Annotated in this window: 21 protein-coding genes; 8 read left to right on the forward strand and 13 right to left on the reverse strand. The window is 70.3% G+C overall.

The features are described 5' to 3' along the window. Positions 1-80: 80 nt before the first annotated feature. From ABD798_RS28535 to ABD798_RS28545, 3 genes are all read right to left on the reverse strand, one after another. The gene (locus ABD798_RS28535) at positions 81-1,214 is read right to left on the reverse strand and encodes a sugar ABC transporter substrate-binding protein (protein WP_344881363.1); all 1,134 of its coding nucleotides are present in this window, start codon (positions 1,212-1,214) and stop codon (positions 81-83) included. Positions 1,215-1,477: 263 nt separating this feature from the next. Then, positions 1,478-2,119 (reverse strand): hypothetical protein, encoded by a 642-nt coding sequence (locus tag ABD798_RS28540; protein WP_344881366.1) that lies wholly within the window; start codon positions 2,117-2,119, stop codon positions 1,478-1,480. 86 nt (positions 2,120-2,205) lie between these two features. Next, positions 2,206-4,017, reverse strand: coding sequence for a DEAD/DEAH box helicase (locus tag ABD798_RS28545; protein WP_425549281.1), 1,812 nt, complete (start codon positions 4,015-4,017; stop codon positions 2,206-2,208). 155 nt (positions 4,018-4,172) lie between these two features. On the opposite strand from ABD798_RS28545, the gene ABD798_RS28550 reads away from it, so the two are divergent. Beyond that, positions 4,173-5,270, forward strand: a complete 1,098-nt coding sequence (locus ABD798_RS28550; RefSeq protein ID WP_344881372.1) for a YihY/virulence factor BrkB family protein — start codon at positions 4,173-4,175, stop codon at positions 5,268-5,270. Here the strand turns inward: ABD798_RS28550 and ABD798_RS28555 are convergent. After that, positions 5,267-6,367: a glycosyltransferase family 9 protein gene (locus tag ABD798_RS28555; RefSeq protein WP_344881375.1), complete on the reverse strand. Its 1,101-nt coding sequence runs from the start codon at positions 6,365-6,367 to the stop codon at positions 5,267-5,269. The two genes, ABD798_RS28550 and ABD798_RS28555, sit on opposite strands and share 4 nt — an antisense overlap. Positions 6,368-6,645: 278 nt before the next feature. Here ABD798_RS28555 and ABD798_RS28560 point away from each other — a divergent pair, with 278 nt between their 5' ends. Next, on the forward strand, positions 6,646-7,074 hold the full coding sequence (locus ABD798_RS28560) for an STAS domain-containing protein (RefSeq protein WP_344881378.1): 429 nt from the start codon (positions 6,646-6,648) through the stop codon (positions 7,072-7,074). Positions 7,075-7,238: 164 nt separating this feature from the next. On the opposite strand, the gene ABD798_RS28565 is transcribed toward ABD798_RS28560, so the two are convergent. Both ABD798_RS28565 and ABD798_RS28570 read right to left on the reverse strand, forming a co-directional pair. Beyond that, positions 7,239-8,450, reverse strand: a complete 1,212-nt coding sequence (locus ABD798_RS28565) for a glycosyltransferase (protein ID WP_344881381.1) — start codon at positions 8,448-8,450, stop codon at positions 7,239-7,241. Next, on the reverse strand, positions 8,447-9,877 hold the full coding sequence (locus ABD798_RS28570; protein ID WP_344881384.1) for an ATP-binding protein: 1,431 nt from the start codon (positions 9,875-9,877) through the stop codon (positions 8,447-8,449). Before ABD798_RS28570 ends, ABD798_RS28565 begins: the two co-directional genes overlap by 4 nt. A 232-nt stretch (positions 9,878-10,109) precedes the next feature. Between ABD798_RS28570 and ABD798_RS28575 the strand changes: the two genes are divergently transcribed. Then, positions 10,110-10,550 carry an ATP-binding protein gene (locus ABD798_RS28575; RefSeq protein ID WP_344881387.1) on the forward strand — a complete coding sequence of 147 codons (441 nt, stop codon included), beginning with the start codon at positions 10,110-10,112 and terminating at the stop codon, positions 10,548-10,550. A 70-nt stretch (positions 10,551-10,620) separates the two neighbouring features. Continuing rightward, entirely contained in the window at positions 10,621-11,403 is a 783-nt protein-coding gene (locus ABD798_RS28580; protein ID WP_344881390.1) for a SigB/SigF/SigG family RNA polymerase sigma factor, read from the forward strand. A gap of 249 nt (positions 11,404-11,652) precedes the next feature. Here the strand turns inward: ABD798_RS28580 and dacB are convergent, their stop codons facing one another. From dacB to ABD798_RS28595, 3 genes are all read right to left on the reverse strand, one after another. Continuing rightward, positions 11,653-13,200 carry a D-alanyl-D-alanine carboxypeptidase/D-alanyl-D-alanine endopeptidase gene (dacB, locus tag ABD798_RS28585; RefSeq protein WP_344881393.1) on the reverse strand — a complete coding sequence of 516 codons (1,548 nt, stop codon included), beginning with the start codon at positions 13,198-13,200 and terminating at the stop codon, positions 11,653-11,655. A 95-nt stretch (positions 13,201-13,295) separates the two neighbouring features. Continuing rightward, positions 13,296-15,602 (reverse strand): chitinase C-terminal domain-containing protein, encoded by a 2,307-nt coding sequence (locus tag ABD798_RS28590; RefSeq protein WP_344881398.1) that lies wholly within the window; start codon positions 15,600-15,602, stop codon positions 13,296-13,298. A 75-nt stretch (positions 15,603-15,677) separates the two neighbouring features. Beyond that, a complete protein-coding gene (locus tag ABD798_RS28595; protein ID WP_344881401.1) occupies positions 15,678-16,706 on the reverse strand; it encodes a GlxA family transcriptional regulator in 1,029 nt (342 codons plus the stop codon). Between the two features lie 177 nt (positions 16,707-16,883). On the opposite strand from ABD798_RS28595, the gene ABD798_RS28600 reads away from it, so the two are divergent. Next, on the forward strand, positions 16,884-17,111 hold the full coding sequence (locus ABD798_RS28600; RefSeq protein WP_344883609.1) for an alpha/beta hydrolase: 228 nt from the start codon (positions 16,884-16,886) through the stop codon (positions 17,109-17,111). On the opposite strand, the gene tesB is transcribed toward ABD798_RS28600, so the two are convergent. Beyond that, positions 17,112-18,047, reverse strand: coding sequence for an acyl-CoA thioesterase II (tesB, locus tag ABD798_RS28605; RefSeq protein WP_425549282.1), 936 nt, complete (start codon positions 18,045-18,047; stop codon positions 17,112-17,114). An 18-nt stretch (positions 18,048-18,065) separates the two neighbouring features. After that, positions 18,066-19,499, reverse strand: coding sequence for a pyruvate kinase (pyk, locus tag ABD798_RS28610; protein ID WP_344881404.1), 1,434 nt, complete (start codon positions 19,497-19,499; stop codon positions 18,066-18,068). A 61-nt stretch (positions 19,500-19,560) separates the two neighbouring features. Between pyk and ABD798_RS28615 the strand changes: the two genes are divergently transcribed. Further along, on the forward strand, positions 19,561-19,941 hold the full coding sequence (locus ABD798_RS28615) for a VanZ family protein (protein WP_344881406.1): 381 nt from the start codon (positions 19,561-19,563) through the stop codon (positions 19,939-19,941). Between the two features lie 388 nt (positions 19,942-20,329). On the opposite strand, the gene ABD798_RS28620 is transcribed toward ABD798_RS28615, so the two are convergent. Continuing rightward, complete coding sequence (locus ABD798_RS28620) at positions 20,330-20,980, reverse strand: DUF2461 domain-containing protein (protein ID WP_344881409.1); 651 nt, start codon at positions 20,978-20,980, stop codon at positions 20,330-20,332. Between the two features lie 85 nt (positions 20,981-21,065). Here ABD798_RS28620 and ABD798_RS28625 point away from each other — a divergent pair, with 85 nt between their 5' ends. Beyond that, positions 21,066-22,148 carry a WD40/YVTN/BNR-like repeat-containing protein gene (locus tag ABD798_RS28625; RefSeq protein ID WP_344881411.1) on the forward strand — a complete coding sequence of 361 codons (1,083 nt, stop codon included), beginning with the start codon at positions 21,066-21,068 and terminating at the stop codon, positions 22,146-22,148. A 10-nt stretch (positions 22,149-22,158) separates the two neighbouring features. Beyond that, a complete protein-coding gene (locus ABD798_RS28630) occupies positions 22,159-22,443 on the forward strand; it encodes a MoaD/ThiS family protein (protein WP_344881415.1) in 285 nt (94 codons plus the stop codon). 272 nt (positions 22,444-22,715) lie between these two features. Here the strand turns inward: ABD798_RS28630 and ABD798_RS28635 are convergent, their stop codons facing one another. Then, the gene (locus ABD798_RS28635; protein ID WP_344881418.1) at positions 22,716-23,603 is read right to left on the reverse strand and encodes a lysophospholipid acyltransferase family protein; all 888 of its coding nucleotides are present in this window, start codon (positions 23,601-23,603) and stop codon (positions 22,716-22,718) included. Between the last annotated feature and the right edge of the window lie 33 nt (positions 23,604-23,636).

Genomic DNA, 23,636 nt, shown 5'->3' on the forward strand with positions numbered 1-23,636 from the left:
AGCGGTGGTGGGAAGTGCCGGTGGCGGGAAGTGCCGGTGGTGGGGCGGGCGAACGAGGGCTTCCGCCCCACCACGGCTGCTTACTTGGTGATCCCGGCCTGCTTGCACTTCTCGGCGAGGTCGCCCTTGCACACGTCGGCGACCTTCACGAAGCCGGAGTCGGTCGCCTTCTTCACGTTGTCCTTGTTGATCAGCTCGGGCGTGAGCAGGACGGACTTCACGTCGCGGTTGCCCTTGGGGTCGCGCTCGGTGGCGGTGGCCAGCTTGTTCGCGGCCTCCTTGTCGCCCTTGGCCAGCGCGATCGCCAGCTGCGCGGCCGCGTTGGCCTCCTGGTCGATCGGCTTGAGCACGGTCATGCACTGCTCACCGCGCAGGATGGCGGCGAGGCCGTCCTCGGTGGCGTCCTGGCCGGTGACCGGGACCTGACCGGCCAGGCCGGCCTTCTTCAGCGCGGTGATCACCGCGCCCGCGAGGCCGTCGTTGGCGGCGAGCACGCCGTCCACCTTGCCGCCGTTGGCGGTCAGCAGCTGCTGGAAGGTGGTGTTGCCGAGCTGGTTGTCCCACTTGGCGATCGCCTGGTCGCCGGAGAGCTTGAACTCGCCAGCGTCGTACTTGGGCTTGAGCACGCTCAGCGCGCCGTTCTTGAACAGCGTGGCGTTGTTGTCCTCGGGGCCGCCGTTGATCTGGATGATCTGCGGGTTGGCCTTGCCCTTGAGGCACTCCACCAGGCCCTGGCCCTGGAGCTGGCCGACCTTGGTGTTGTTGAAGGAGACGTAGTAGTCGGCGCTGCCGCCCAGGCTCAGCCGGTCGTAGTCGATCACCGGGATGGCCGCGTTCTTGGCCTTGCGCTCGATCGCGGCGCCGCTCTCATCGCTGAGGTTGGTGATCATCAGGACCTTCACGCCCTGGCTGATCATCGAGTCGGCGATGGTGCTGAACTTGCCGGTGTCGCCCTCGGCGTTCTGGATGATCGGCTCGATGCCCGCCGCCTTCAGCGCCTTGTCCAGCAGCGGCCGGTCGAAGCTCTCCCAGCGGGCGGAGGACTTGGTGTCGGGCAGGATCACGCCGACCTTGACGCCGGTCCCGCCGGGAGCGGCGCCGCCGCCGGTGGGCTGGTTGCCGGTGCCCGGGTTCGCACTGTTGTTGCCGCACGCCGACAGCAGGAGGGCAAGGCCCGAACCCGCGGCGAGCAGGGCAAGGGTGTTGCTGCGCATCCGCCCATCCCTTCCGTTGCGCACCGCTCGAAGTCGCGGCGGCGGAAATGTTGTGGGCGACAACGTATCCCCCGTTCGTGTCAGACCGGAAGGATTGTGAATCGATTCAGAGTGACCTGCGCAACACGCTTTCGCTACGGGCAGGTAACCGGAACGTCACGAAAAACGGCGGAAAGCGAAGAATTTTGATCTTCAAAGAACCGCAGGTGAGAGCCTGTGAGAGCGCTCACCTGCGGCGTTGTGCTTCGGCGGGCCCCGAAGAACTACTCGGCGGTAAGGCCAAGATGATCAACGTGCGCCCGCGCGCCGTTGCCGGTGGCGAACATGAGCATCGGGGACGGCTCGCACCGCTGCCCGTGCAGCTGACAGGTCCAGTCCTTGACGGCGCTCACCTCGCGGCCGTCGACGAGCAGCCGGAGCTGAGTGCCCTTGCCCTCGACCCGGTAGGCGTGCGCGCGGTCAGTGGTGTTCATCGGCAGGTTGATCACGCGATCAACGGTCTTGAGGCAGACCAGGTCCTTGTTGAAACCGAGGATGGTCGGCGCGGCGTTGTCGGTGGCGACCAGGCCCACCTGACCGCTGTGGCCCATCAGGTCCCTGTCGCACGCGGGCGCGTCGGGCGTCGCCGGGTCGACGCGGAGCTTGGTGTGCACGGCCCAGCCGCGCTCGTTGGTGACGGCCAGCCAGGGCGAACCGGCGGCGATGGTGAGCTGCGTGCGCTCGTCGAAGCTGATCACGCCGTCCTTGACGACGGGCTCGGTCGGGTTCTCGTGCCGCAGCTCCCAGCCGGTGTACGGCGGGGCGGCGGAGAAGTCCAGGTCAGCGGAAGCGGGGGCGGCGAAGGCGGCCGGGGCGGCCGCGGTGAGCGCTACGGCGAGCACGACACCCAGGCGAGTGATGTTCATGCCCATCGACGGTGGCGCTGATCAACGCTGCGCTCAAGGCCAGATCAGAAGCTCTCCATTTGGACGTACTGCCTAGCCCGAAAGGTCTACCAGGAGCGCAGGGTCGCGATGCGCTCTTCCAGGTGCTCCATCGAAGCCATCGGGGTGGGCGGGCCACCGCACTTCTTGCGCAGCTCGGAGTGGATCATGCCGTGCGGTTTGCGGGTGCGGTGGTGGTGCAGCGCGACCAGGGTGTTGAGCTCCTTGCGCAGCGCGGTGATCCGCTCCTGCACCGACAGCGACGGGCGCGGGGCGGGCGGGGCGGCCTCCTGCTGGGCGGCCTTGGCCTTGCGCTTGAGCGCGGCGTTGGCCAGCTGCTGCTGCTGGCGCTGCCGGAGCAGGTCGCGCACCTGGTCGGGGGCGAGCAGCCCTGGCAGTCCCAGGTACTCCTGCTCCTCGTCGGTGCCCGCCATGGCGGCGGTGCCGAAGGAGGAGCCGTCGTAGATCACCTGGTCCAGCTCGGCTGAGGCGCCGAGGGAGGTGAAGGCCTTCTCCTCCTCGCCGGGCTCGTCCTGCTGCTGGTTGGCCTGGGCGAGCAGCTCGTCCTCCCAGCCCTCCTTCTCCCGGTGCGGCTTGCCGAGCACGTGGTCGCGCTCGGCCTCCAGCTGGCTGGCCAGCTCCAGCAGCACGGGCACGCTGGGCAGGAAGACGTTGGCCGTCTCGCCGGGGCGGCGGGCGCGCACGAAGCGGCCGATGGCCTGGGCGAAGAACAGCGGGGTGGAGGCGCTGGTGGCGTAGACGCCGACGGCCAGGCGCGGCACGTCGACGCCCTCGGAGACCATCCGGACCGCGACCATCCACTCGGAGTCGCTGTCGGCGAACTCCTTGATCCGCCCGGAGGCCTTGGGATCGTCGGAGAGCACGACTGTCGGCGGCTTGCCGGTGATCATCTCCAGGATGCGGGCGTAGGCCTTGGCGTTCTCGTGGTCGGTGGCGATGACCAGGCCGCCCGCGTCCGGGACCCCGCCGTTGCGCAGCTGGGTGAGCCGGATGTGCGCGGCCTTGAGCACGGCGGGCATCCACTCGCCGTTGGGGTCGAGCGCGGTGCGCCAGGCCCGCGCGGTCTGCTCGGCGTCCAGCGGCTCGCCGAGGCGGGCGCTGAACTCCTCACCGGCGTTGTTGCGCCAGCTCGCCTCGCCGGAGTACGCCATGAAGATCACCGGCCGGACCACGCCGTCGCGCAGCGCGTCGGAGTAGCCGTAGGAGTGGTCGGCGCGGCTGCGCTCGAACCCGGCGGCGTCCGGCTCGTAGCTGATGAACGGGATCGGGGTGTCGTCGCTGCGGAACGGGGTCCCGGTCAGCGCCAGCCTGCGCACGGCGGGGGTGCACGCCTCGCGCACCGCGTCGCCCCAGGACTTCGCGTCGCCCGCGTGGTGCACCTCGTCGAGGATGACCAGCGTCTTGCGGTTCTCCGTGCGCACGCGGTGCAGCGTCGGGTGGGCGGCGATCTGCGCGTAGGTGACCGCGACGCCGTGGTAGTCCCGCGAGGTGGTGCCCGCGCCGTTGCGGAAGTTGGAGTCGATGGCGATGCCCACGGCCGCCGCCGCCGAGGCCCACTGGTGCTTGAGGTGCTCGGTCGGGGTCACGATGGTGACCGCCTCGACCGTGCGGTCGGCGAGCAGCTCGGCCGCGACCCGCAGCCCGAAGGTCGTCTTGCCCGCGCCCGGCGTCGCCACCGCGAGGTAGTCCTGCGGGCGCGCCGTGAGGTACTTCGTGAGCGCGCGCCGCTGCCAGGCGCGCAGCGGCCGGAACTCCGCGGTGGAAAGACGTTCCGCGACGGCCGAGTCGGTTACGGTCACCTGCTGTCCGTTCCTTTCGCCGCGTCTTGACACACGCCTTGTCACATAAGCACAAAACATGCGAACGCCCTCTGCGCGCGCAAGCGGTGAGGGCGCCAGGAAGCCTACATCGGCCGCCGGGGTGCGGCGGACCGAACGAGGTCCTCGACCGCCGAAAGCGACCCGCGACACTCCGGTGACCAGGCCCTGTGGTGCTGGCGTGTGGCGGATGCATCATGCTGACCCCTGACATGGACACGCCCGCCGAAAACCAGCCGGCCGACGCCTCCGAGCGCCCGAGGCAGCGGCGCGGCCTGCGGCGGCTGCTGTCGCTGACCATGACCAAGGCGTGGCAGGACAACATCTTCTCCGAGGCCGCCGAGGCCGCGTTCTGGCAGACGCTGTCGCTGCCGCCGCTGCTGCTCGGCCTGCTCGGCAGCATCGGCTACGTCGCGGAGTGGTTCGGCACCGCCGTGGTCAGCGCGGTTCACGAGCGCATCCTGGGCTTCGCCGGGAAGATCTTCACGCCCGAGGTGGTCGACGGGATCATCGGCCCGACGGTGCAGGAGATGCTCACCAGGGGCCAGGGCGCGCTCGTGTCGATGGGTTTCCTGATCTCGCTGTGGGCGGGCTCGTCGGCGACGGCGTCCTTCATCGACGCGATCACCGTGGCGCACGAGCAGTACGGGGTGCGCAACATCGTCTGGCAACGCATCCTCGCGCTGCTGGTCTACCTGGTCACCCTGGTGCTGTTGATCATCGGTCTGCCACTGCTGGCGCTCGGCCCGGAGTGGCTGCCGACGCTGTTCCCGGTGTCCTGGCAGCCCACGGTGGAGGACCTGGTCGGGCGGTTCTACTACCCGGGCACGGCCGCGATCCTGGTGCTCGCGCTGACCACGCTGTACAAGCTCGCGCTGCCCAGAAAGCTGCCGTGGCACCGCGGTCTGCCGGGGGCGGTCCTGGCGATGGTGTTCTTCCTGGTGTCCGCGACCGGATTGCGGCTCTACATCAGCTCGATCAGCGGCACCGGCTTCACCTACGGCGCGATGGCCACCCCGATCGCGTTCCTGCTGTTCGCCTTCTTCATCGGCCTGGCGATCGTGCTCGGCGCGCACCTGAACAACGCCATCCAGCAGTTGTGGCCCGCGAAGATGACCGGCCGCGAGCGCCGCAAGTGGCGGCGGCTGGAGATGGACAGGGCAGCGCAGAAGCTGCGCGCGGCGGAGGACGAGGTCGCCGCGATCAACGCGAAGCACCTCGACACCCGCGAACTCCCCACCGCCCCCTCCCCAGCCGACACCCACGACACCGACCCCGTCCACCGCACCAGCTAGTTCTTCGCGAGGCGCCTGAGGAGGGAGAGCGCGGCGGTCGCGAGGTCAGCGGGGGCGATGTCCAGGCACGAGACGGTGCCGCGGACCAGGTGGGCCCGGGTGTGGCGGGGACGGGTGTCCTCGGCGCGGTCGGCTCCGCCGAAGGCGATGGCCACAGGCGTGCCCACGGCCTCGGCGAGGTGCATGGGGCCGGAGTCGTTGCCCACCAACACCTCCGCGCGGGCGATCACCGAGGCGAGCACCGCGACGCTGACCGGCTCCAGTGCGCGCACTCCGGGGTGCCGGGCGCGCGAGACGACCTCGGCGATGAGATCGCGTTCCCTGGCCGAGCCGGTGACGAGCACGGGCACACCGCTGTCAGCGAGCATCGCGGCGGTGGTGGCGAAACCCGTTGCCGAGTAACGAAGTTCGTCGCGAGTGCAGCCAGGAGTCACCAACGCGAACGGCGCGGCGGTACCCGCGAGCGCGAGATCGGCGGCCGCGCGGGCGCGCTCGGGGATGTCGACGCGGACCACGGCGCCGCGCGCGGGAACTCCCAGTCCGTGCAGCAGGTGCAGCGCGCGGTCGACCTGGTGCGCAGGCCCCTCGGGAGGCCGGACGCAGTGGGAGGCAACGACTCCGCCGGTTTCGGTGGAGTGCACGGCGCGCACACCGATCCCTGCGAGCAGACCGGCGTGCGCGGCCGCCCACGGCGACTGCGTCGCGGAGGTGAACACGATCATGGCGTCGTAGCCGCGATTGGCCAACGATCCGATCAACGCCCGCTCCTGCAACGCGGAGCGGTTGACATCGACGGGATTCGTGGTGGAGCGGTCGTACCAGGACGGCGTCCCGACGACGACTCCGTCGAGCGAGCCGAGCAGCTCCCTGGCTGCGGCGCCGCTCGGCGAGGTCAGCAGGTCGATCCTGGCGTGCGGCGCGGCGGCCCGCAGCGCGCGCAGTGCCGGCGAGAGCATCAGGGCGTCACCGAGATTGCCGGGCCGTACAACCAGAATCCGGCCCAGTTCCGTCCAGTCCACGTGGGACTGCGACGGTGCGATCGAGTGGTCCGGCGCCACTTCGGGGCGTGGCGCGGGCATCTGGAAGGTCGCGGACACGGTTCACCTCTTGGGCGAGCTGGGGGTGCGCGGCAGGCGCACGCACCCTTCAATGCCCGTTCCACCCCGGGTCAAACCGGTGCGGTAGCCCGTACGGAGTCAGGCTGGTTGTGTGCTGGTGCCGAGGTCTCTACGGTGGGAAGCACAGCGGTTGACGACCGACCGCGGTCGGAGGGGCCGTGCGCCCATCCTCGAGGCCGGTGGCGGGACACGCGCGACGCGAGGCGCCCCCACCGCCGCAACCCTTCCGTCCCGACAACCCCGACGGAGGAGGAACCGTGACCGAGAACCGCATCCGTCCCGTCAGCAACGGCGCGGAGACGACGCTGCTGCCCGAGCTCCCGGACCCCGGCGCACCGAGCGCGGACCAGCTCATCGAGCTGTCCGTGCGCAGGCCGGCCAAGGGGACCGTGGTGCTCGGTGTCAGCGGTGAGATCGACATGTTCACCACGCCGCTGCTGCGCACCGCACTCGATGAGCAGCTGACGGCGAAGACCGACCGGCTGGTGCTGGACCTGAGCCAGGTGAGCTTCCTCGGCTCCAGCGGGCTCGCGGTGCTGGTGGACTGCCTGCACCTGGCCGAGGACAACGGGGTGGGCTTCTGCCTCGTCAGCGCGACGCGCTCGGTCGAGCGCCCGCTCAAGGTCACCGGTCTAGGTGACGTCTTCAGTACTTTTCCCACCGTCAGTGCCGCACTGGCGGCCTAATCCCGCATTATCGGGTTTCAGCCGCGCCACACTGGGAACACCACATAACGCACCGTCCGCCAGCCCCCCGGCGGCCGGTGCCCCTAGATCGGGCCGACCGTCCACGGACGGTCGGCCTGTCCACTTCCCCGGGGATTCCCCCGCGACCTGGCGGTAAACCCAGCTCAGGTGAACTCGGCGATGGCCTGGCGGTAGAGCCGGACGGTGTCCTCGGCGACGCGCTCCCACGAGTACCTGGCGCGAACCCGATCGCGACCCGCCGCCCCGTAGGACTGCGTGGTCACCGGGTCGGCGATCACGTGCGCGAGCACCTTCGCCAGCGCCTCGGTGTCAGCAGGGGGCACCAGCCGCCCGGTCACGCCGTCGATCACCATGTCCGCCAGCACCCCGACCTCGCTCGCCACCACGGCGGTCTCGCAGGCCATCGCGGCGGACACGGTCAGCCCGAAGGGCTCTTCGGTCGGACAGCAGACCAGGGCGTCGGCGGAGCGCAGCAGCGCGGGCAGCTCACCGTCACCTGCTTCCCCCACCAGGTGGACGCGCTCGGCGACCCCTTCGGCGCGGGCGATCGCGGACAGCCGCCGTGCTTCCGGGCCGGGCTCTCCCATCGCGACGAGCACCAGCTCGGTCTCCGGCAGCGCGCGCAGCGCCCGGATGGCCGTGTCGAAACCCTTGTGCGGCACCAGGTCTCCGACGCAGACCAGGCGGTGGGCAGCGCCGCGCTCGGCGACGGGGCCGTCCGGGGTGAAGTGCTCCAGATCCACGCCGGAGGGCACGACGGAGATCATCGAGCGCGGGATGCCGCGCCGGATCAGCTCCTCCACCTCGACGGAGCTGGTCGCGGCGACGCGCACGGCCTCGCGGCCGACCAGCCGCTCCAGCTTCGAGCGCTGCGTGGGGACGCCGGTGTCCTCGGGCGCGCTGAGGGCTTGGAACGTTTGCACCACAGGCACTTTCGCCTCGCGTGCGGCCAGTGCGGCGGCGACTCCGGCCGACCAGTAGTGCGCGTGCACGACGTCCGGCGGGCGCCGTGTCCAGTGCGCGGCGAGGTGCCCGCCGAACTCACCAAGGTGCTCGACGAGGTCGTTCGGGTCCAGCTCGCGCGGCGGTCCAGCGGGAACGCGCACGACGGTCAAGCGGGAAGCGGCCCTGATGACCGGCTCCTGCCTGGGTTTGTCGGCGCGGACGTAGACGGTGACGGTGTGCCCGGCCTCGGCCATGTGCGCGGCGAGGGCGGCGACGTGCGATCCCGCGGCGTGCAACTCCGGTAGCGAGCCCGGCCCGTCGTGGGCCGCAGGTCCGTCGTCGAGCGAAACCAGGGCGACGGTGAGCGGCGGCAGCTCCGCCTCGTCCTCGTGGTTGTCGTGGGAGGTCATCTGGCGGGCTCCAGGGCATCGGTCACGGTGGCGATCCGGTGCAGTCCCGCCGTGGCGAGGGCGTCGCGGACCGAGCTGGTCCGTGGCGCGGCGAGCACGAGCGGCCTGCCCGCCGCCGATGCCGCGTCCGCGACGGAGAACAGCGCGAGCACCAGGCCCTCGACATCACCCGCCACACCGGAGAGGTCCAGCTGGAGCGGGAAAACACCGCCCCTGGCCGCGGTGAGCAGGCCGCGCCGGAGAGCGGGCGCGCTCGCGGCGGGCAGCTCCCCGGAGACCTCGACGCGCACCACCTCGCCGACCTTCGCCACGCTCAGCTCGTAGCCGCCCGGGTCTTGGCGCCCGTTGCTCGGCGCCCGGCTCGGCCGCTTGAACAGGGTGACCACGGTGCCGTGCTCACCCCGGTGCACCAGTACCTCGTCCATGGACTCGCGCATGATCAGCAGGCCGCGCCCCCGGCTGTGATCGGCGACCGGCGGGTAGCGCCAGCGGCCGTTGTCGGAGACGGTGATCCGGATCGCGCCGGACCCGCCCGCCTCGGCGGTGACGGTGACCAACCCGCCGTCGCGTCCGTTGTCGTAGCCGTGCTCGACGGAGTTGGACGCGGCCTCGCCAACCGCGAGCACGAACGCGAAAGTGTCCTCCTCCGACACTCCGGACGCGGTGAGCCAGGCCGTCAGTTCCTTGCGCAGCAACGACAACTTCGCGGGCTCCGCGGGAACGCTCAGCGCGAACGGCCGGTTCGACCGCGCGGAGGGGGTGAAGGCGAAGGCCACCGCGTCGCCGATGTCCGGAGGGCACGACGCCGTGAGCCGTTCGCACAGCGCGCGCGGGTCGGGACCGCGCTCGGCGACCAGCGACACGACAGCGCGCTCCAGTCCAGCGTCGGGGTGGCACCGTCCGAGTTCGATGGAGTACTGCAGGACGATCTCCTCCTGTCCAACGGTTTCCACCGTCTCACCGCCGAGGTCCGGGTAGCCGGAGGCCAGCGGTCCTCCCCTGCTGCCGATGAGCTGGCGGACCCAACCGTCCCGGGAGATCAGCAGCACTCCGGGGTGTCCGGCGGTGGCGCAGCGCAGGCTCCGCGTCTCCGGCTCGAAGACGGCCAAGCACAGGGTCGTCCCAGCGGCTTCGGGGGCGTACCCGGCGTAGCGGTGCAGTGCGAGCACGGCCTCGGCCGGTCCCCGTCCCTGCAACAGCTGGGTAGTCAGCGCTCCGCGCAGGCGTTCGACGACGGCTTCGGCGATGTCCTTCGTCGGCTGTCTCGGCACCTGTCCGATGACCAGTGCGACCCGGTCGTCGAGCGGGAGCACGTCGTGCCAGTCCCGCCCGGGTGCCACGCCTCCGGGCAGCAGTACCGTCGCGAGTCGCATGCCAGCGGGATCAGGCCGGTCCAGGGGCTGCCGCGCGAACTCCGTGACTGTCACGACGCCGACTCGCTGACAGGGGCGGTCGGTGGCTCCACGTCCATCGGTCCACTCCATGGTCTGTACCTGCGGTGTGCGGTGGCTGGCTTCCCGAGGAACAGGGCCGCAAAACCACGTGTCGAACTCGCGGTGAACGGGTATCAGGGCGGAGACGGTGGGCGTCTCGGATGTCGGGCAGGATCTAGGAGCCCACGCCGTGCCCCGCCACCCACGACCGACCACGAGGTGCAGAGTGACCGTGTCCCCTTCCGAGCCCGCGATGGCCGAGCAGACCCTCGCACCCGCGCCCATCGAGGTGCGGGTGAACGCCAACGCGGCTCACCTGTCCGTCGTCCGCGCCGTGGCCGCGGACCTGGCGATGCGCGAGGACTTCGACCTCGACTCCATCGCCGACCTGAAGCTGGCAGTGGATGAGGCATGCTCCACCCTGATCGACGTCGCACTCCCCGGCGCGGCGCTGAGCTGCCGGTTCAGCCCCACCGCCGGGCGCGTGGTCGTCGACGTCAGCGTGCTCTCGGCCGAGCCGCACGAGCCCAAGCGGGACACCTTCGGCTGGCGGGTGCTCAGCACCCTCGCCGATGACGTGACCGCTTCCACCACCCCCACCGACGACGGCAAGCACCTCGTGCGCATCGAGCTGTCCAAGGCCGGAGGGGCGGTGTTCCAGGCGTGAGCGAGCTTGTGAGCGAACCGAGGAACACGGCGTCCGGGCTCGGGCCTCACCGGGCTTGCGAGGTGATGTCGTGAGTCCACAGGCGGAGAAGACGACCAAGGGCGGGTACGAGCAGTACGCACCCGTGTTCGCCGAGCTCGCCGCGCTGGACCCCGACGACCCGGCGCGCACAGAGGTCAGGGACCGCTTGGTCACCGGCCATCTCCCGGTCGCCAAGCACATCGCCCGGCGCTTCGCCAACCGCGGCGAGAACCAGGAGGACCTGACCCAGGTCGCCACGCTCGGGCTGATCAACGCCGTCGACCGGTTCGACCCGGAGCGCGGCGTGGACTTCCTGTCCTTCGCCGTGCCGACGATCATGGGCGAGGTCCGCAGGCACTTCCGCGACACCAGCTGGGCCGTCCGGGTCCCCAGGCGGCTCAAGGAGATGCACCTGTCGATCAGCGCCGCCGTCGGTGAGCTGTCGCAGCGCATGGGCCGCGCGCCGACCCCGAGCGAGATCGCCACGCACCTCGGCGTCTCCCGCGAGGAGGTCTTCGAGGGCTTGGAGGCCACCAACGCCTACCGCAGCGCGTCGCTGGACGACATGCTGCTGGGCGAGAACGACGGGGTCTCCCTCGGCGACGCGCTCGGCGAGGAGGACGAGGGCATGGCCGACGTGGAGCGGCGCGAGTCCTTGCAGCCGCTGCTCGAACGCCTCCCCGAGCGCGAGCGGACCATCGTGGTGCTGCGCTTCTTCGGCAACATGACGCAGACCCAGATCGCCGACCGCGTCGGCATCTCGCAGATGCACGTGTCCCGCCTGCTGTCCCGCACCCTCGCCAAGCTCCGCGACGCCCTCGACGAGGAGTAACCCACCTCGTCCACCCGGCTTGGCGCGTCCCGTCCCCATGGCCCGTTTGGTGCGTTGAGCGCCCTGAATGACTCATTCAGGACGTTGAGGTACCTCAATGAGTCATTCAGCGCGTTCGAAGGCTTCGCGAACGGACCGTTTGGTGCGTTGAGGGCCCTCAACGGGTCGTTTGGTGCGTTGGGAACCCTGAACGACCCGTTTGGTGCGTTGAGCGCACTGAAGGGGTCGTTCAGGGCTTCAACTACGGCCTTAGCAGGTGCGGGTCCACGTGCACTCGAGGTCGGTGTGCGGGGTCGGGGTGCCTGCGGAGCGCGGGGTGGGGATGGGGAGGGAGCGGTCCGCCGCGCCTTGGTAGTTGGCCAGGCGGACGGCGATGGCGTCCTCCACGGCGGAGGGCTTGGCGGTGAGGTAGTTGTTCATCACGGACGCGAAGACGAGCTTCTCTCCGTTGGCGGCGGTGACGTAGCCGGAGAGGCCGGTCACGGACGTCAGTGATCCGGTCTTGGCGTGCACGTTGCCCTCGGCGGGCGTGCCCTTCATGCGGTTGCGCAGCGTTCCGCCGACCATGCGGTCGGGCTTGCCCGCGATGGGCAGGGACTCGTACCACGCGGGGAACCACGGTTTGGCCTGCGCGGACACCAGGAGGTTGCTGAGCTGCTCGGTGGTGAGGAGGTCCATTCTGGACAGTCCGGAGCCGTCGACCATGCGGTAGGCACCGGCGGGAACACCGAGCGGGGCGAGCTTCTGCGCCATCACCTCGACGCCTGCCGCCCAGGTGCCCTTGCCCTTCTCCTTGCGCCCCATGGCCTTCACGAGGGCCTCGGCGTGCATGTTGTTGGAGAGCTTCATGAACGGCACGAGCAGTTCGGCCAGGGTCATGGAGCTGTGCGTCGCGAGCACCTTCGCGCCGGCGGGGGTGGCACCCCGGCCGAGGTCCTTGCGGATGACGTTGATCCCCTTGGCGGCCAAAGCTTTCGCGAACACGTCGGCGGCGTAGGCGGTGGGGTCGCCGACGGTGGAGTAGTCCTCGGCGGGAGCCGCGACGGTGCCGCTGACGACGATCTTGGAGCCGCCGTGCTCGCGCTCGACGGAGAGGGAGTTCGCGGTTCCGGGCGCGGCGGTGACGGTGCGGTTGTCGATGGTGACGACGCTCGTCGCGGGGCTGAGCCGGATCTGCGCGGGCTTGCCGACGGCGCCCGGTTGTGCTTGCACGAGAACGGTTCCGGCGTCGAAGTCGGAGTTCGGCGCGAGCGTCAGCGCGGAGATCGGCGCGCTGTAGTAGTAGGGCTCGTCGTCCCACGCCCACCCGCTGCCGAGCGGCACGCCGTCGAACCAGGTGTCGTCGGCGACCACGCGGCCGGTCACGGTCCTGATCCCGGAGCGCGCGAGCTGGTCGGCGAGGGCGTTGAGGTCGGCTTCGCGCAGGGTGGGGTCGCCGGTGCCGCGCAGGTGGAGGTCGCCGAGGACCACGCCGCCGAGGGTCCGCGCCCCGCTCAGCACCTCGGTGGTGAAGCGGTGGCCGGCGCCGAGTGACTCCAGCGCGGCGGCGGAGGACAGGAGCTTGCCGTTGGAGGCGGGGTTGAGCCTGCCGGTGGCACCACGGGTGTAGAGCACCTCGCCGCCGACCGCCTTGCGCACGACCAGCCCGAAGTGCGCCCCGTTCAGCGCGGGCGCCGCGAGGATCTTGTCGAGGTCGAGCCGCAGCGCGTCCTGCCCGGTCGGCTCACCCTGGGCCGATCCGCTGACCAGGCCGACCAGAAGCACCGCGACGACGCTGGATGTGAATCGCCAACGCATTACGCCTCCCGTGATGTGAGGAGGCGACGGTACCCGGCACGGGCGGTCTTCAGTGCATCCGAATGCAGTGAAGACCGCCCGTGCCAGATAACGAATCAGCAAGCGCCGAGGGTCTCCCAGACGCCCCACTGACCCGTGGTGCCCGGCTCCTCACCCTGCGTCCACCACTTCGCGCGCCACCGCTGTCCCGCGTGCGAGACGGTGTTGCCGCCGCCGTACGGCTTCGCGCGGTCCCACGGCGCGTCAGCGCACACCGGGGGCTTGGTGGTCGTCGTAGTCGTGGCAGAAGTCGTCGTCGGCGGCGGAGTGGTGCCCCCACCACGCGCGTAGTCCTGCGTGATGCCGTAGGTCTTGCCGCCGAAGGTGATCGTGTAGTTCGACGGCCCGGAGATCGGCAGCTGGTAGCTCAGCGCCACGTCGGCGGTCGCGCCGGGGGCGAGGTTCTGCCAGCTCGGCAGCTTCATGGACACGCGGTGGAAGTCGCCCTTGAGCCCGCCGATGTTGTTCGGCCCGGTGTGGTCGCTGCGGATGACCGACAACGTCCAGCCGGACTGCTGCGCCATGGTCGGCGGAGCGGTCGTCGGGTAGTCGAACTGCACCTCCGCACCGCCGGGGATGGTCTGCGTGGAGGAGTTGGTGATCCGCATCTTCGGGCTGATCGGATAGTTGTTGTCGCCCAACGGGAACTCGACGAAGTCGACCTTCACGTCGAGCCGCTCCGCCGGGGAGGCCTGCGGGGACTTCTTGTTGCCGTACGGTCCCGCCGCCGCGAACTTCTGCTTGATGGTGTTGGTCAGCGTGGTGCCGATGAAGTTCTCGCCCTTCGCCGCGTTCCAGGCGTAGTCACCGGCCAGCTCCCAGATCATGATGCCGCCGATGCCCTTGCTCGCAACGTAGTCCGCCTTCGCGCCGATCGAGCGTTCGTCCTCTGTGGACAGGAAGACCTTCTTGTCGTTGTTCCACAGCCACGGCGCGGTCAGGGTGCTGTCGTAGTGCGGGGCGTAGGTCCCGGTCAGCCGGTCCTCGGGGTCGGTCGCGGGGTCGAGCCCGTACTGCCCGATGTAGCTGCCCGCAATGCCGCGCTCCAGGTTCTTCGTGTGCCACAACGGGTTGGAGCCGGCGCCGAGTTCGCGGCCGTTCTCCTTGTCGTGCCAGATGTTGTCGATGCCCTTGGCGCCGTCACCGCACGCGGTCAGCCCCTGCGGGCAGTTGGAGCCGACAGCGGTCCCCCACAGGCCGTTGGTTCCACCGACGACGTTGCGGTGTCCCCTGCTGTAGAACGGAACACCGATGTTGATCCGTCCACTTTGGACTCCGCCACGGAAGTAGTGGTAGGCCCAGTCGGTGTTGAGGTAGCCGATCCCGCCGTACTGCGCCGCTCCGTAGACACCGCCCGCCGCCAGCTCGGCGTCCTTGCCGTCGTCGAAGAGCGAGGCGTTGGGGCCGACGAACTTGTTCCACGCGCCGTGCAGGTCGTAGGACATGATGTTGACGTAGTCCAGGTGCTGCGTGGCCTGCGAGACCTCCATGCCGCGCAGCAGCCACCCGGACGCGGGCGCCGCGACGGTCAGCATGTAGTACTTGCCGTCGCTCGCCGCAGCGGCGTCCAGCTTCTCCCGCAAGGTCTTCATGAGCACCTGGTAGCTGCGGTTCAGCCCGGCTCGGCGCGCGTTGGCGAGCTGGAAGTCCAGCGGGTTGCCCGCGTCGGCGTTGGAGGTCGGGTACTCGTAGTCGATGTCGACGCCGTTGAAGCCGTAGGTGCGCAGGAACTGCACGGTGGAGTCGGCGAAAGCGTTGATACCAGAGGTGTTCACGCTGTTGTCGGCGTTGGTGGTCAGCGAGTAGAAGCCGCCGCTGTTGATGCGGTCACCGGCCTCGTTGATGTAGCCGCCCGACTCCGCCCAGCCACCGACCGAGATCAGCGTCTTCACGGAGGGGTTCTGCTGCTTGTACTTCGTCAGCAGGTTGAAGTGCCCCTTGTACGGCAGCGCCGGGTCCATCTCCGCGCCCGCGACACCAGGCCACTCCATGCCCGTCGCCGGGTTGTTGGCGTTCTGCGCGCCAACAGAAATGCGGTTCTGCGGGTCGACGTGCGCGAACGCGTAGTTGATGTGCGTGACGTTGTTCCACGGGATGTTGTTGACCAAGTACGCGGGCTGATTGTTCTTGCCGTGCCGCCATCCCGTGAAGTAGCCGATCACGCGCCGGTTCGCGCCGATCTTCTCGCGGCCGTCGGTGTCGTAGTTCAGGCAGTAGGGCGTGTCCACGCCGCCCGTGCGGTACAGGCCGTCGGGACGACAGTCCTCGTTCGCGGCCGAGGCAGCGGGTGAGTTCACCACCGCCACCAAAAGACCGGACAACAGCGCGACCACGGCTGCGCCCACCGCAGTTTTCCGTGCCACGAATCACCTCCGTTGGTGTCTCCGTGGCGGCGGAGTGGAGCTGGCGAGGACCGTAAGCGGCCCCTGCCAGCTCCGTCAATAGGTCTGGACCATTTGTGACCGGGAGGCGGAACGGTTGCCTGCCAACGGATCAGCTCGAACACCCGTGGTCCGGAACCGCCCCCGGTAGGCGACGGGCGGCACGCCGAGCACGCGGATGAAGGCCCGGCGCATCGTCTCGGCGGTGCCGAAACCGCACAGCCGCGCGATGTCCTCCACTCCGTCGTCGCCGTTCTCCAGCAGCACGCGCGCCGCCTCGACCCGGGTCTGCTCGACGTACTGCGCGGGGCTGATCCCGATCTCGCGGCTGAACAACCTGGTGAAGTGCCGGACGCTGAGCACCGCCCGCGCGGCCATGGCGGGCACGGAGTGGTCCTCGCCGGGCATGAGCGCGACGGCGTCGAGGACGTTGCGCAGCGGGGTGTCGCAGGCGACCGGGAGCTGAGCGCCCGCGCTGAACTGCGACTGACCGCCCGGGCGTTGCAGGAACACCACGAGGGACCTGGCGACGCGGCGCGCGGCTTCGGGCCCCATGTCGCGCTCCACCAAGGCGAGCGCCAGGTCGATGCCCGCCGTGACCCCCGCCGAGGTCGCCACCCTCCCGTCCCACTCGAAGATCGAGTCGGGCTGCACGATGACCTTGGGGTGCAGTTCAGAGAGGCGCTCGCACCAGCTCCAGTGCGTCGTGGCGCGCTTGCCGTCGAGCAACCCGGAGGCGGCCAGCAGCAGCGCGCCCGTGCACACCGACACGACGCGGCGCGAGCGGCGAGCGATGCGGCGGACCTGCGCGGCCTGCTCCGTGCGCACGAACGGCTCGCGGCCGGAGCCCCGGGCCACGGAGCCGGTCACGACAAGCGTGTCGATGTCCTCGTCCACCTCCTCGACGGCGAGGTCGACGCGCAGCCGCACCCCCGCCGTCGTGCACACGTCCCGCCCGCCCGGCGAGGCCAGCCGCAGCTGGTACGGCCCGCCGTAGCGCGCCGCGACCGTGAACACCTCGGTGACTCCGGCCGCGTCGAGCAGCGGCACTCCGTCCTCGACCAGAACGACGATCTTCCCAAGCACGCTTTCCAGCTTGGCCGCATCGGCCCGCGCCACCGCAGAGGGACAACCCCGATCTTTCCCCTGAGATGACCCTGGGAAGCCCCTCGCGCCCGATCGCGCGGGCGGTACTCGATCACGTCCGGCACTCGATCGCGAGCGCTGAACCCGGGACTGGGCGGCTACTCGGAGTTCTGGGCCATCGCTTCGGGGTGCGTCGGCTGGACGCAGCCCGTGCGCCGGACTCCGCATCCTTGGCGCGCCAAGGGAAATCCGCCGACGCTGCTGGTGTCCGGGGCGCACGGCGTCGCAACGCCGCGCGCGTGGGCGGAGAGCGTGCACCGGCAGCTCCCAGGCAACAACAAGTGCGGCTCGCAGGCAGCCAGGGACTACCTGCTCACCCTCACCATGCCGACGGGGTCTTGCTGATCAGCGGCGCACGGGGCGCAGCAGGCCCTCCTGGACGACGGTCGCGATGAGCCTGCCCTCGCGGTCGAAGAACCGGCCGTTGGCCAGGCCGCGCCCGCCGGAGGCGCTGGGCGACTCCGAGTCGTAGAGGACCCACTCGTCGGCGCGGAACGGGCGGTGGAACCACATCGCGTGATCCAGGCTCGCGCCGATGACATCGCCCCAGTACACGCCGTGCCGCGCCAGCACCGAGTCCAGCAGCGTCATGTCCGACATGTACGCCAGCAGGCACACGTGCAGCAGGTTCTCGTCGGGGACCCGGCCGTCCGCCTTCATCCACACCTGGCTGCGGGCGGGGCCGGGCTCCCCGGTCAGCCACGGCGGCGTGGTCACGTGCCGGATCTCGATCGGCCGGGGCAGCTTGGCGAACGGGCCGAGCTTGTCCTTGTACGGCTGGACGAACTCGCCGTAGGTCGGCAGCGACTCGGGGTCCGGCACCTCGGGGATGTCGTCGGCGTGGTCCAGCCCGTCCTCCGCGGTCTGGAACGACGCGGACAGCGCGAAGATCGCCTTGCCGCGCTGGACGGCGACCACGCGCCGCGTGGTGAACGAGCGGCCGTCCCGGATGCGGTCCACCTCGTAGACGATCGGGATGCTCGGGTCGCCGCCCCGGATGAAGTAGGAGTGCAGCGAGTGCACCCCGCGCTCCTCCGGCACGGTGCGGCCCGCGGCGACCAGGGCCTGACCGGCGACCTGGCCGCCGAAGACGCGCACGGGCGAGGCTTCGGGGCTCACACCCCTGAAGATGTTCTCCTCGATCCGCTCCAGGTCCAGCAGCGCGACGAGGCGGTCCAGCACGGGCTGGCCGTGCGGGACGCCGTCGGCGGACAGCGGGACCGGAACGGCGGAGGAGGTCCCCGCGGGGTCCGCCGCCGCGGCTCTGGCGACTTCGGTCACGGGGAGCTCCTCAGCTGATCAGGCGTGGTCTTCTTCACCCAGACGGTGTACGCGGATGAGGTTAGTCGAGCCCACGGTCCCGGGCGGGGAGCCTGCGACGATGACCACAAGGTCGCCCGGCTGGTAGCGGCCGGTCATGGCCAGCATCGAGTGGTCGACCTGCTGGATCATCTGGTCGGTCGAGCCGACCTCGGGCACCAGGAAGGTCTCCACGCCCCAGCTCATCGCGAGCTGGCTGCGGACCTCGGCCTCCGGGGTGAAGGCCAGCAGCGGCAGCGAGGTGTGCAGCCGGGCCAGCCTGCGCACCGTGTCGCCGGACTGGGTGAAGGCGACCAGGGCCTTGGCGTTGAGCCGCTCGCCGATGTCGCGGGCGGCGTAGGAGATCACGCCGCGCTTGGTCCTCGGCACGTGCGACAGCGGCGGCACGGCGTCGGGGGTGATCTCGGTTTCGGCGACCTCGACGATCCGGCTCATCGTCTTGACCACGTCGATCGGGTAGCGCCCGACGCTGGTCTCACCGGAGAGCATCACCGCGTCGGTGCCGTCGAGCACCGCGTTGGCCACGTCGGAGGCCTCGGCGCGGGTCGGCCGGGAGTTGTTGATCATGGATTCGAGCATCTGGGTCGCCACGATCACCGGCTTGGCGTTCTCGCGGGCGATCTGGATGGCCCGCTTCTGCACCACCGGCACGTACTCCAGCGGCAGCTCCACGCCCAGGTCACCGCGGGCGACCATGATCCCGTCGAAGGCCAGGACGATGGCCTCCAGGTTGTCGACCGCCTCCGGCTTCTCCAGCTTGGCGACCACCGGCAGCCTGCCGTTGCCCACCCGGTCCATCACCTGGTGCACCAGGTCGATGTCGGCGGGGGAACGGACGAAGGACAGGGCGATGATGTCCACGCGCAGGCTCAGCGCGAACTCGAGGTCCTCGATGTCCTTGTCGGACAGGGCGGGGACGGAGACGTCCATCCCCGGCAGCGACAGGCCCTTGTTGTCGCTGACCTTGCCGCCCTCGGTCACGTCGCAGACCACGTCGGAGCCCTCGACGGCCACCACGGTCAGCCCGACGTTGCCGTCGTCGACCAGCATCCGGTCGCCCGGCTTGGCGTCGTTGGCCAGCCCCTTGTAGGTGGTGGAGACCCGGTCGTGGGTGCCGGGAACGTCCTCGACGGTGATCCGCACGCGGTCACCGGCCTCCCACACCACCGGTCCGTTGGCGAACCGGCCGAGGCGGATCTTGGGGCCTTGGAGGTCGGCCAGGATGCCCACCGCGCGGCCCGAGGCGTCCGCCGCCTGGCGGACCATGTCGTAGACCTGCTTGTGGTCGGCGTGGCTGCCGTGGCTGAAGTTCAGCCGGGCCACGTCCATGCCGGCTTCGACCAGGTCACGGAGCTTTTCCGGGGTCGCGGTCGCCGGACCGAGGGTACAAACGATCTTCGCACGTCGGCTCACGTCCGAGGAGCCTAGACCCGATCGCTGTACCGATACCGCAAACCGGGCCAGGATCTTTGACGTGAGCCTTCGTGTTCTGCCCTTCGTCACCGCGGCGTTGCTGAGCGTAGTCATCCTGTTCATGCCGAGATCGGGCGTCCCGAGCGCGCCCTTCGGCGTGGACAAGGTCGTGCACGTGGGCCTGTTCGGCCTGCTCGCCGTCACCGGCCTCTACGCGCGCCTGCGGCTGTTCCCGCTGGCAGTCGGCCTTCTCCTGTACGCGGTGGCCTCGGAGATCCTCCAGGCGACGCTGCCCATCGACCGCTCCTTCGAGGTCGTCGACATCATCACCGACTGGGTCGGCCTGGCCGCCGGGACGCTGCTGCACGCGTGGGCCACCTCGGCCCGGGGCAGGCGACAACGCGCCCGGTACCTGCGCCGAGCGGCCGACGAGGACTCCTGAATCGATTCCACCCGTCCGGGTGGTCTTCGATCCTTGGGCCTCCGCGCCTTGGGCTACGCGGCCCACCCGCTCGCCCCACCACCGCGCTCGCCCCACCACGGCGCTCGCTCCAGTCCCGCGCTCGCCCCCACCTCCACGCTCGCCAATGCCCCGTTCGGTCCGCTGAACTCCCTGAATGACTCATTCAGCACCCTCAAGTACCTCAATGACTCATTCAGTCCGCCCAACCACATGAACGCGTCATTGGCTGCGGCCCGGGAAGCCCTGAACGGCCCGTTCGGGTCCCCCAACGCACCAAACGACCCGTTCAGCGCGCTCAACGCACCAAACGGGTCGTTCAGGGAGTTGAGCGCACCAAACGGGTCGTTCAGGGCTTTCGGAGTGCGGGTCAGAAGCGGGTGGTGCTGACGCCGATGTGGTCGGCGGCCCACTGGTTGAGGTCGACGAGCTGGCGCCACGCCTTGCGGACGCGGTCGAAGCAGGCGCGTTCGTGCAGGGCGTCGTCGGGCTCCCACTCGCGGGCGACGTAGATCGAGCGGTGCTTGAGCAGTTCGATGCGCGGGTGGTCGGGGTCGTAGCCGCGCGGGCGGGTCTTGAGGCGCTCGCCCCGAACCTCCCAGCCGGCCCGTTCGAGCTTGCGCAGCAGCTGCCGGAACGCCTCGCCCCTGCGGTCCTCGTCGACGGCGGTGCGGTAGCGCGCGAGCTGGTCGGAGGCCATGGCGAAGGACCCGCCGCCGACGAGCAGGCCCGCGGGGCTGATCTGCACGTAAAAGGCCCCGCCGCCGCGCCCCTGCTCGACCACGCCGCCGCAGTGGGTCTTGTAGGGCGTCTTGTCGTTGCTGAAGCGGACGTCGCGGTACGGGCGGAAGACCTTGCCGGGACCGAACTCCGGCTCCAGCTCGGCCAGCAGCGCCTCCATCGGGGCGCGCACGTCCTGCTCGTAGGTCTGCTTGTTGTCCGTCCAGAACGCCTTGGAGTTGTCCGCCTCCAGGTCGTCGAAGAAGTCGATCGCGTGTTCCCCGAAACCGCTGAAACCCATGGTCAGCGACGTTACCGGGTGACTGTCAGACCCCCGGCGTAGCCTCCCGAGGTGAGCTGGGTCACATCGATTTCGGAGGTTCGCGATGGTTCTGCTGGCGATCGGCACCCGCAAGGGCCTGTGGCTGGCCAGGAGCACGGACGGCAGGGCCAGCTGGGCGCTCTCCGGGCCGCACCACCCGATGACCGCCGTGTACTCGGTGGCCGTCGACACGCGCGGCGACGCGCCACGGCTGCTGGCCGGGCTGCACAGCGAGCACTTCGGCCCGAGCGTGACGACCAGCGACGACCTCGGCGCGAGCTGGCAGGAGCCCGACCACGCGCCCGTCGCGTTCCCCGAGGACACCGGCGCCTCGCTCGGCCAGGTCTGGCAGATCGCACCGGGACCGCGCTCGCGGCCGGAGGTGGTCTACGCGGGCGTTGAGCCCTCCGCGCTGTTCCGCTCCGCCGACGGCGGGCGCACCTACGAGCTGGTCAGGGCGCTGTGGGAGCACCCGCACCGCGCCGACTGGACCCCGGGCTTCGGCGGGCAGGCGATCCACTCCGTGCTGCCGCACCCGGAGGACCCCGACCGCGTCACGGTGGCCATGTCCACCGGCGGCGTCTACCTGACCACCGACGGCGGGCGGAGCTGGTCGGCGAGCAACAGCGGGATCAGCGCCTATTTCCTGCCCGATCCCGACCCCGAGTTCGGCCAGTGCGTTCACAAGATCGCCCAGCACCCGTCGCAGCCGGAGCGCTTCTTCGCGCAGAACCACCACGGCGTCTACCGCAGCGACGACGGCGCGCGGACGTGGCAGTCGATCGCCGAGGGCCTGCCGAGCGACTTCGGCTTTCCCATGGTCGTGCATCCGCACCGGCCGGAGGTGATCTACACGTTCCCGCTGACCGCCGACGGGCTGCGCTTCCCGCCGGACGGCAGGTGCCGGGTGTACCGCAGCGAGGACGGCGGCGACTCGTGGACCGCGCTCAGCAACGGCCTGCCCGAGGACGGGTTCTGGGCGGCCGTCCTGCGCGACGCGATGTGCGTGGACGACGCCGATCCGGCGGGCGTGTACTTCGGCTCCCGCACGGGCGAGGTCTACGGCAGTGCCGACGAGGGCGATTCGTGGTCGCTGATCGCGCAGCACCTGCCCGACGTGCTCTGCGTCCGCGCCGCGTCGGTGTAGGGGGCCGACGGTGCGCGTGACCGTGTTGGTGCCGGGAGTGCTGCGCTCGGCCGCTGGTGGAGCCGCGAAGTTCGAGCTGGAAATGACCTCGCCCGCCACGCTCGGCGACGTGCTGGACGTGGTCGCGGGCCGCTACCCGTTGCTGGAGCGGCGGTTGCGGGACGAGCAGCGCCGACTTCGGCGGTACGTGAACTTCTTCGTGGACGGCGAGGAGTGCCGTCGCCTCTCCGGCGCGGACACGCAGCTCTCCGACAACGCCGAGGTTCAGATCATCCCCTCGGTGGCAGGCGGCTGACCGCCCAGGTTCCGCAGTCTTCAAGACCAGCAAACCCCCACCCACGAGGTCTCCAACCGCCACAAACCCCGTGGGAACCGCCGCAGCACGCCACCGCCGAACTCCTGCGCCGCCCAACCGCGTCCGTGAGGCCCGATTCCCCGACGCCTCCCAACGTCGGCGGCACCTCGCTCAGGTGGGGCGCGGCCGGGCGAGGGTTTGGGGTGGTTGAAGACCTCGCGAGCGGGGGTTGGGGGGTCTTGAAGACTGGGGAACCCCCGCCGAGGAGGTGGTCAGGAGGAGAGCGGGGCGAGCTCGCGCGGGGTGATGAGGCGCTTCTCGGGGACGAAGGGCTTGGGGTTGGCGGCGGAGCAGGCCGAGGGGTTGGGCTCGGCGGAGCGGTCGATGGCGGCCTTGGCGGTGCGGCACAGCGCGGCGCGCGAGCGGTAGCGGGAGGGTTCGAGCACGGGGAGTGCGCGCACGTGCACTTCGAGCCCGCGGATCGAGGCGATGGAGCGCACGTTGTCGAACAGCGACTGACCAGCCAGGAAAGCGGCGGCCGAGGTGGCTCGGCCGCCGCGCAGGCGGTGCTCGACGAGGGTGGGGCGCACGGGGACACCGGCGCGGATGGCGGCCTCGAAGACGGCGGGGGCGAAGGCTCCGCCGGGTGAGCTGCACCGGCGCACACCCTCGGGGAACGCGCCGACCGGGTAGCCCGAGCGCAGGGCGTGGGTGACCTCGTCGAGGGTGTCGCCCAGCGTGCTCGGCCGGAAGCGGTCCAGGAAGATCGTGCCACCGCCGACGAGCAGCCGACCGAGGAAACCACTGGCGGCTCGCGCATCGGCGACCAGGTGAATTGGTTGCTGCACAAGCAAAGCGGCGCCGTCCAGCCACGAGAGGTGATTGGCGACGAGCAGGGCGGCTCCCCCGCGCGGACCCGTGTGCACGACGCGGACGCCGAGGGCGCGCAACGTCCACCACGACAGGCGACGCAGCTCCCGCACGCGGCGGCGTGGGCCGAAGAAGGGCAGCAGCACGGCCAACGGCACCGCGAACAGGAGCACGGCGAACACCGCGACGAGGCGGAAAGCCTTCAGCGCCAAGGGAACGGTCGGTGTCTCACCCGCCTCCGGCAAGCAGTCGGTCGGGCAGGTGGCGGGGAATCCGGGTGTGGTCTTCACTGGTCCGCATCCACAATCGAGGTCGACGGCAAT

It is taken from the genome of Allokutzneria multivorans (assembly GCF_039537405.1).
GTDB classification, from domain to species: Bacteria; Actinomycetota; Actinomycetes; order Mycobacteriales; family Pseudonocardiaceae; genus Allokutzneria; species Allokutzneria multivorans.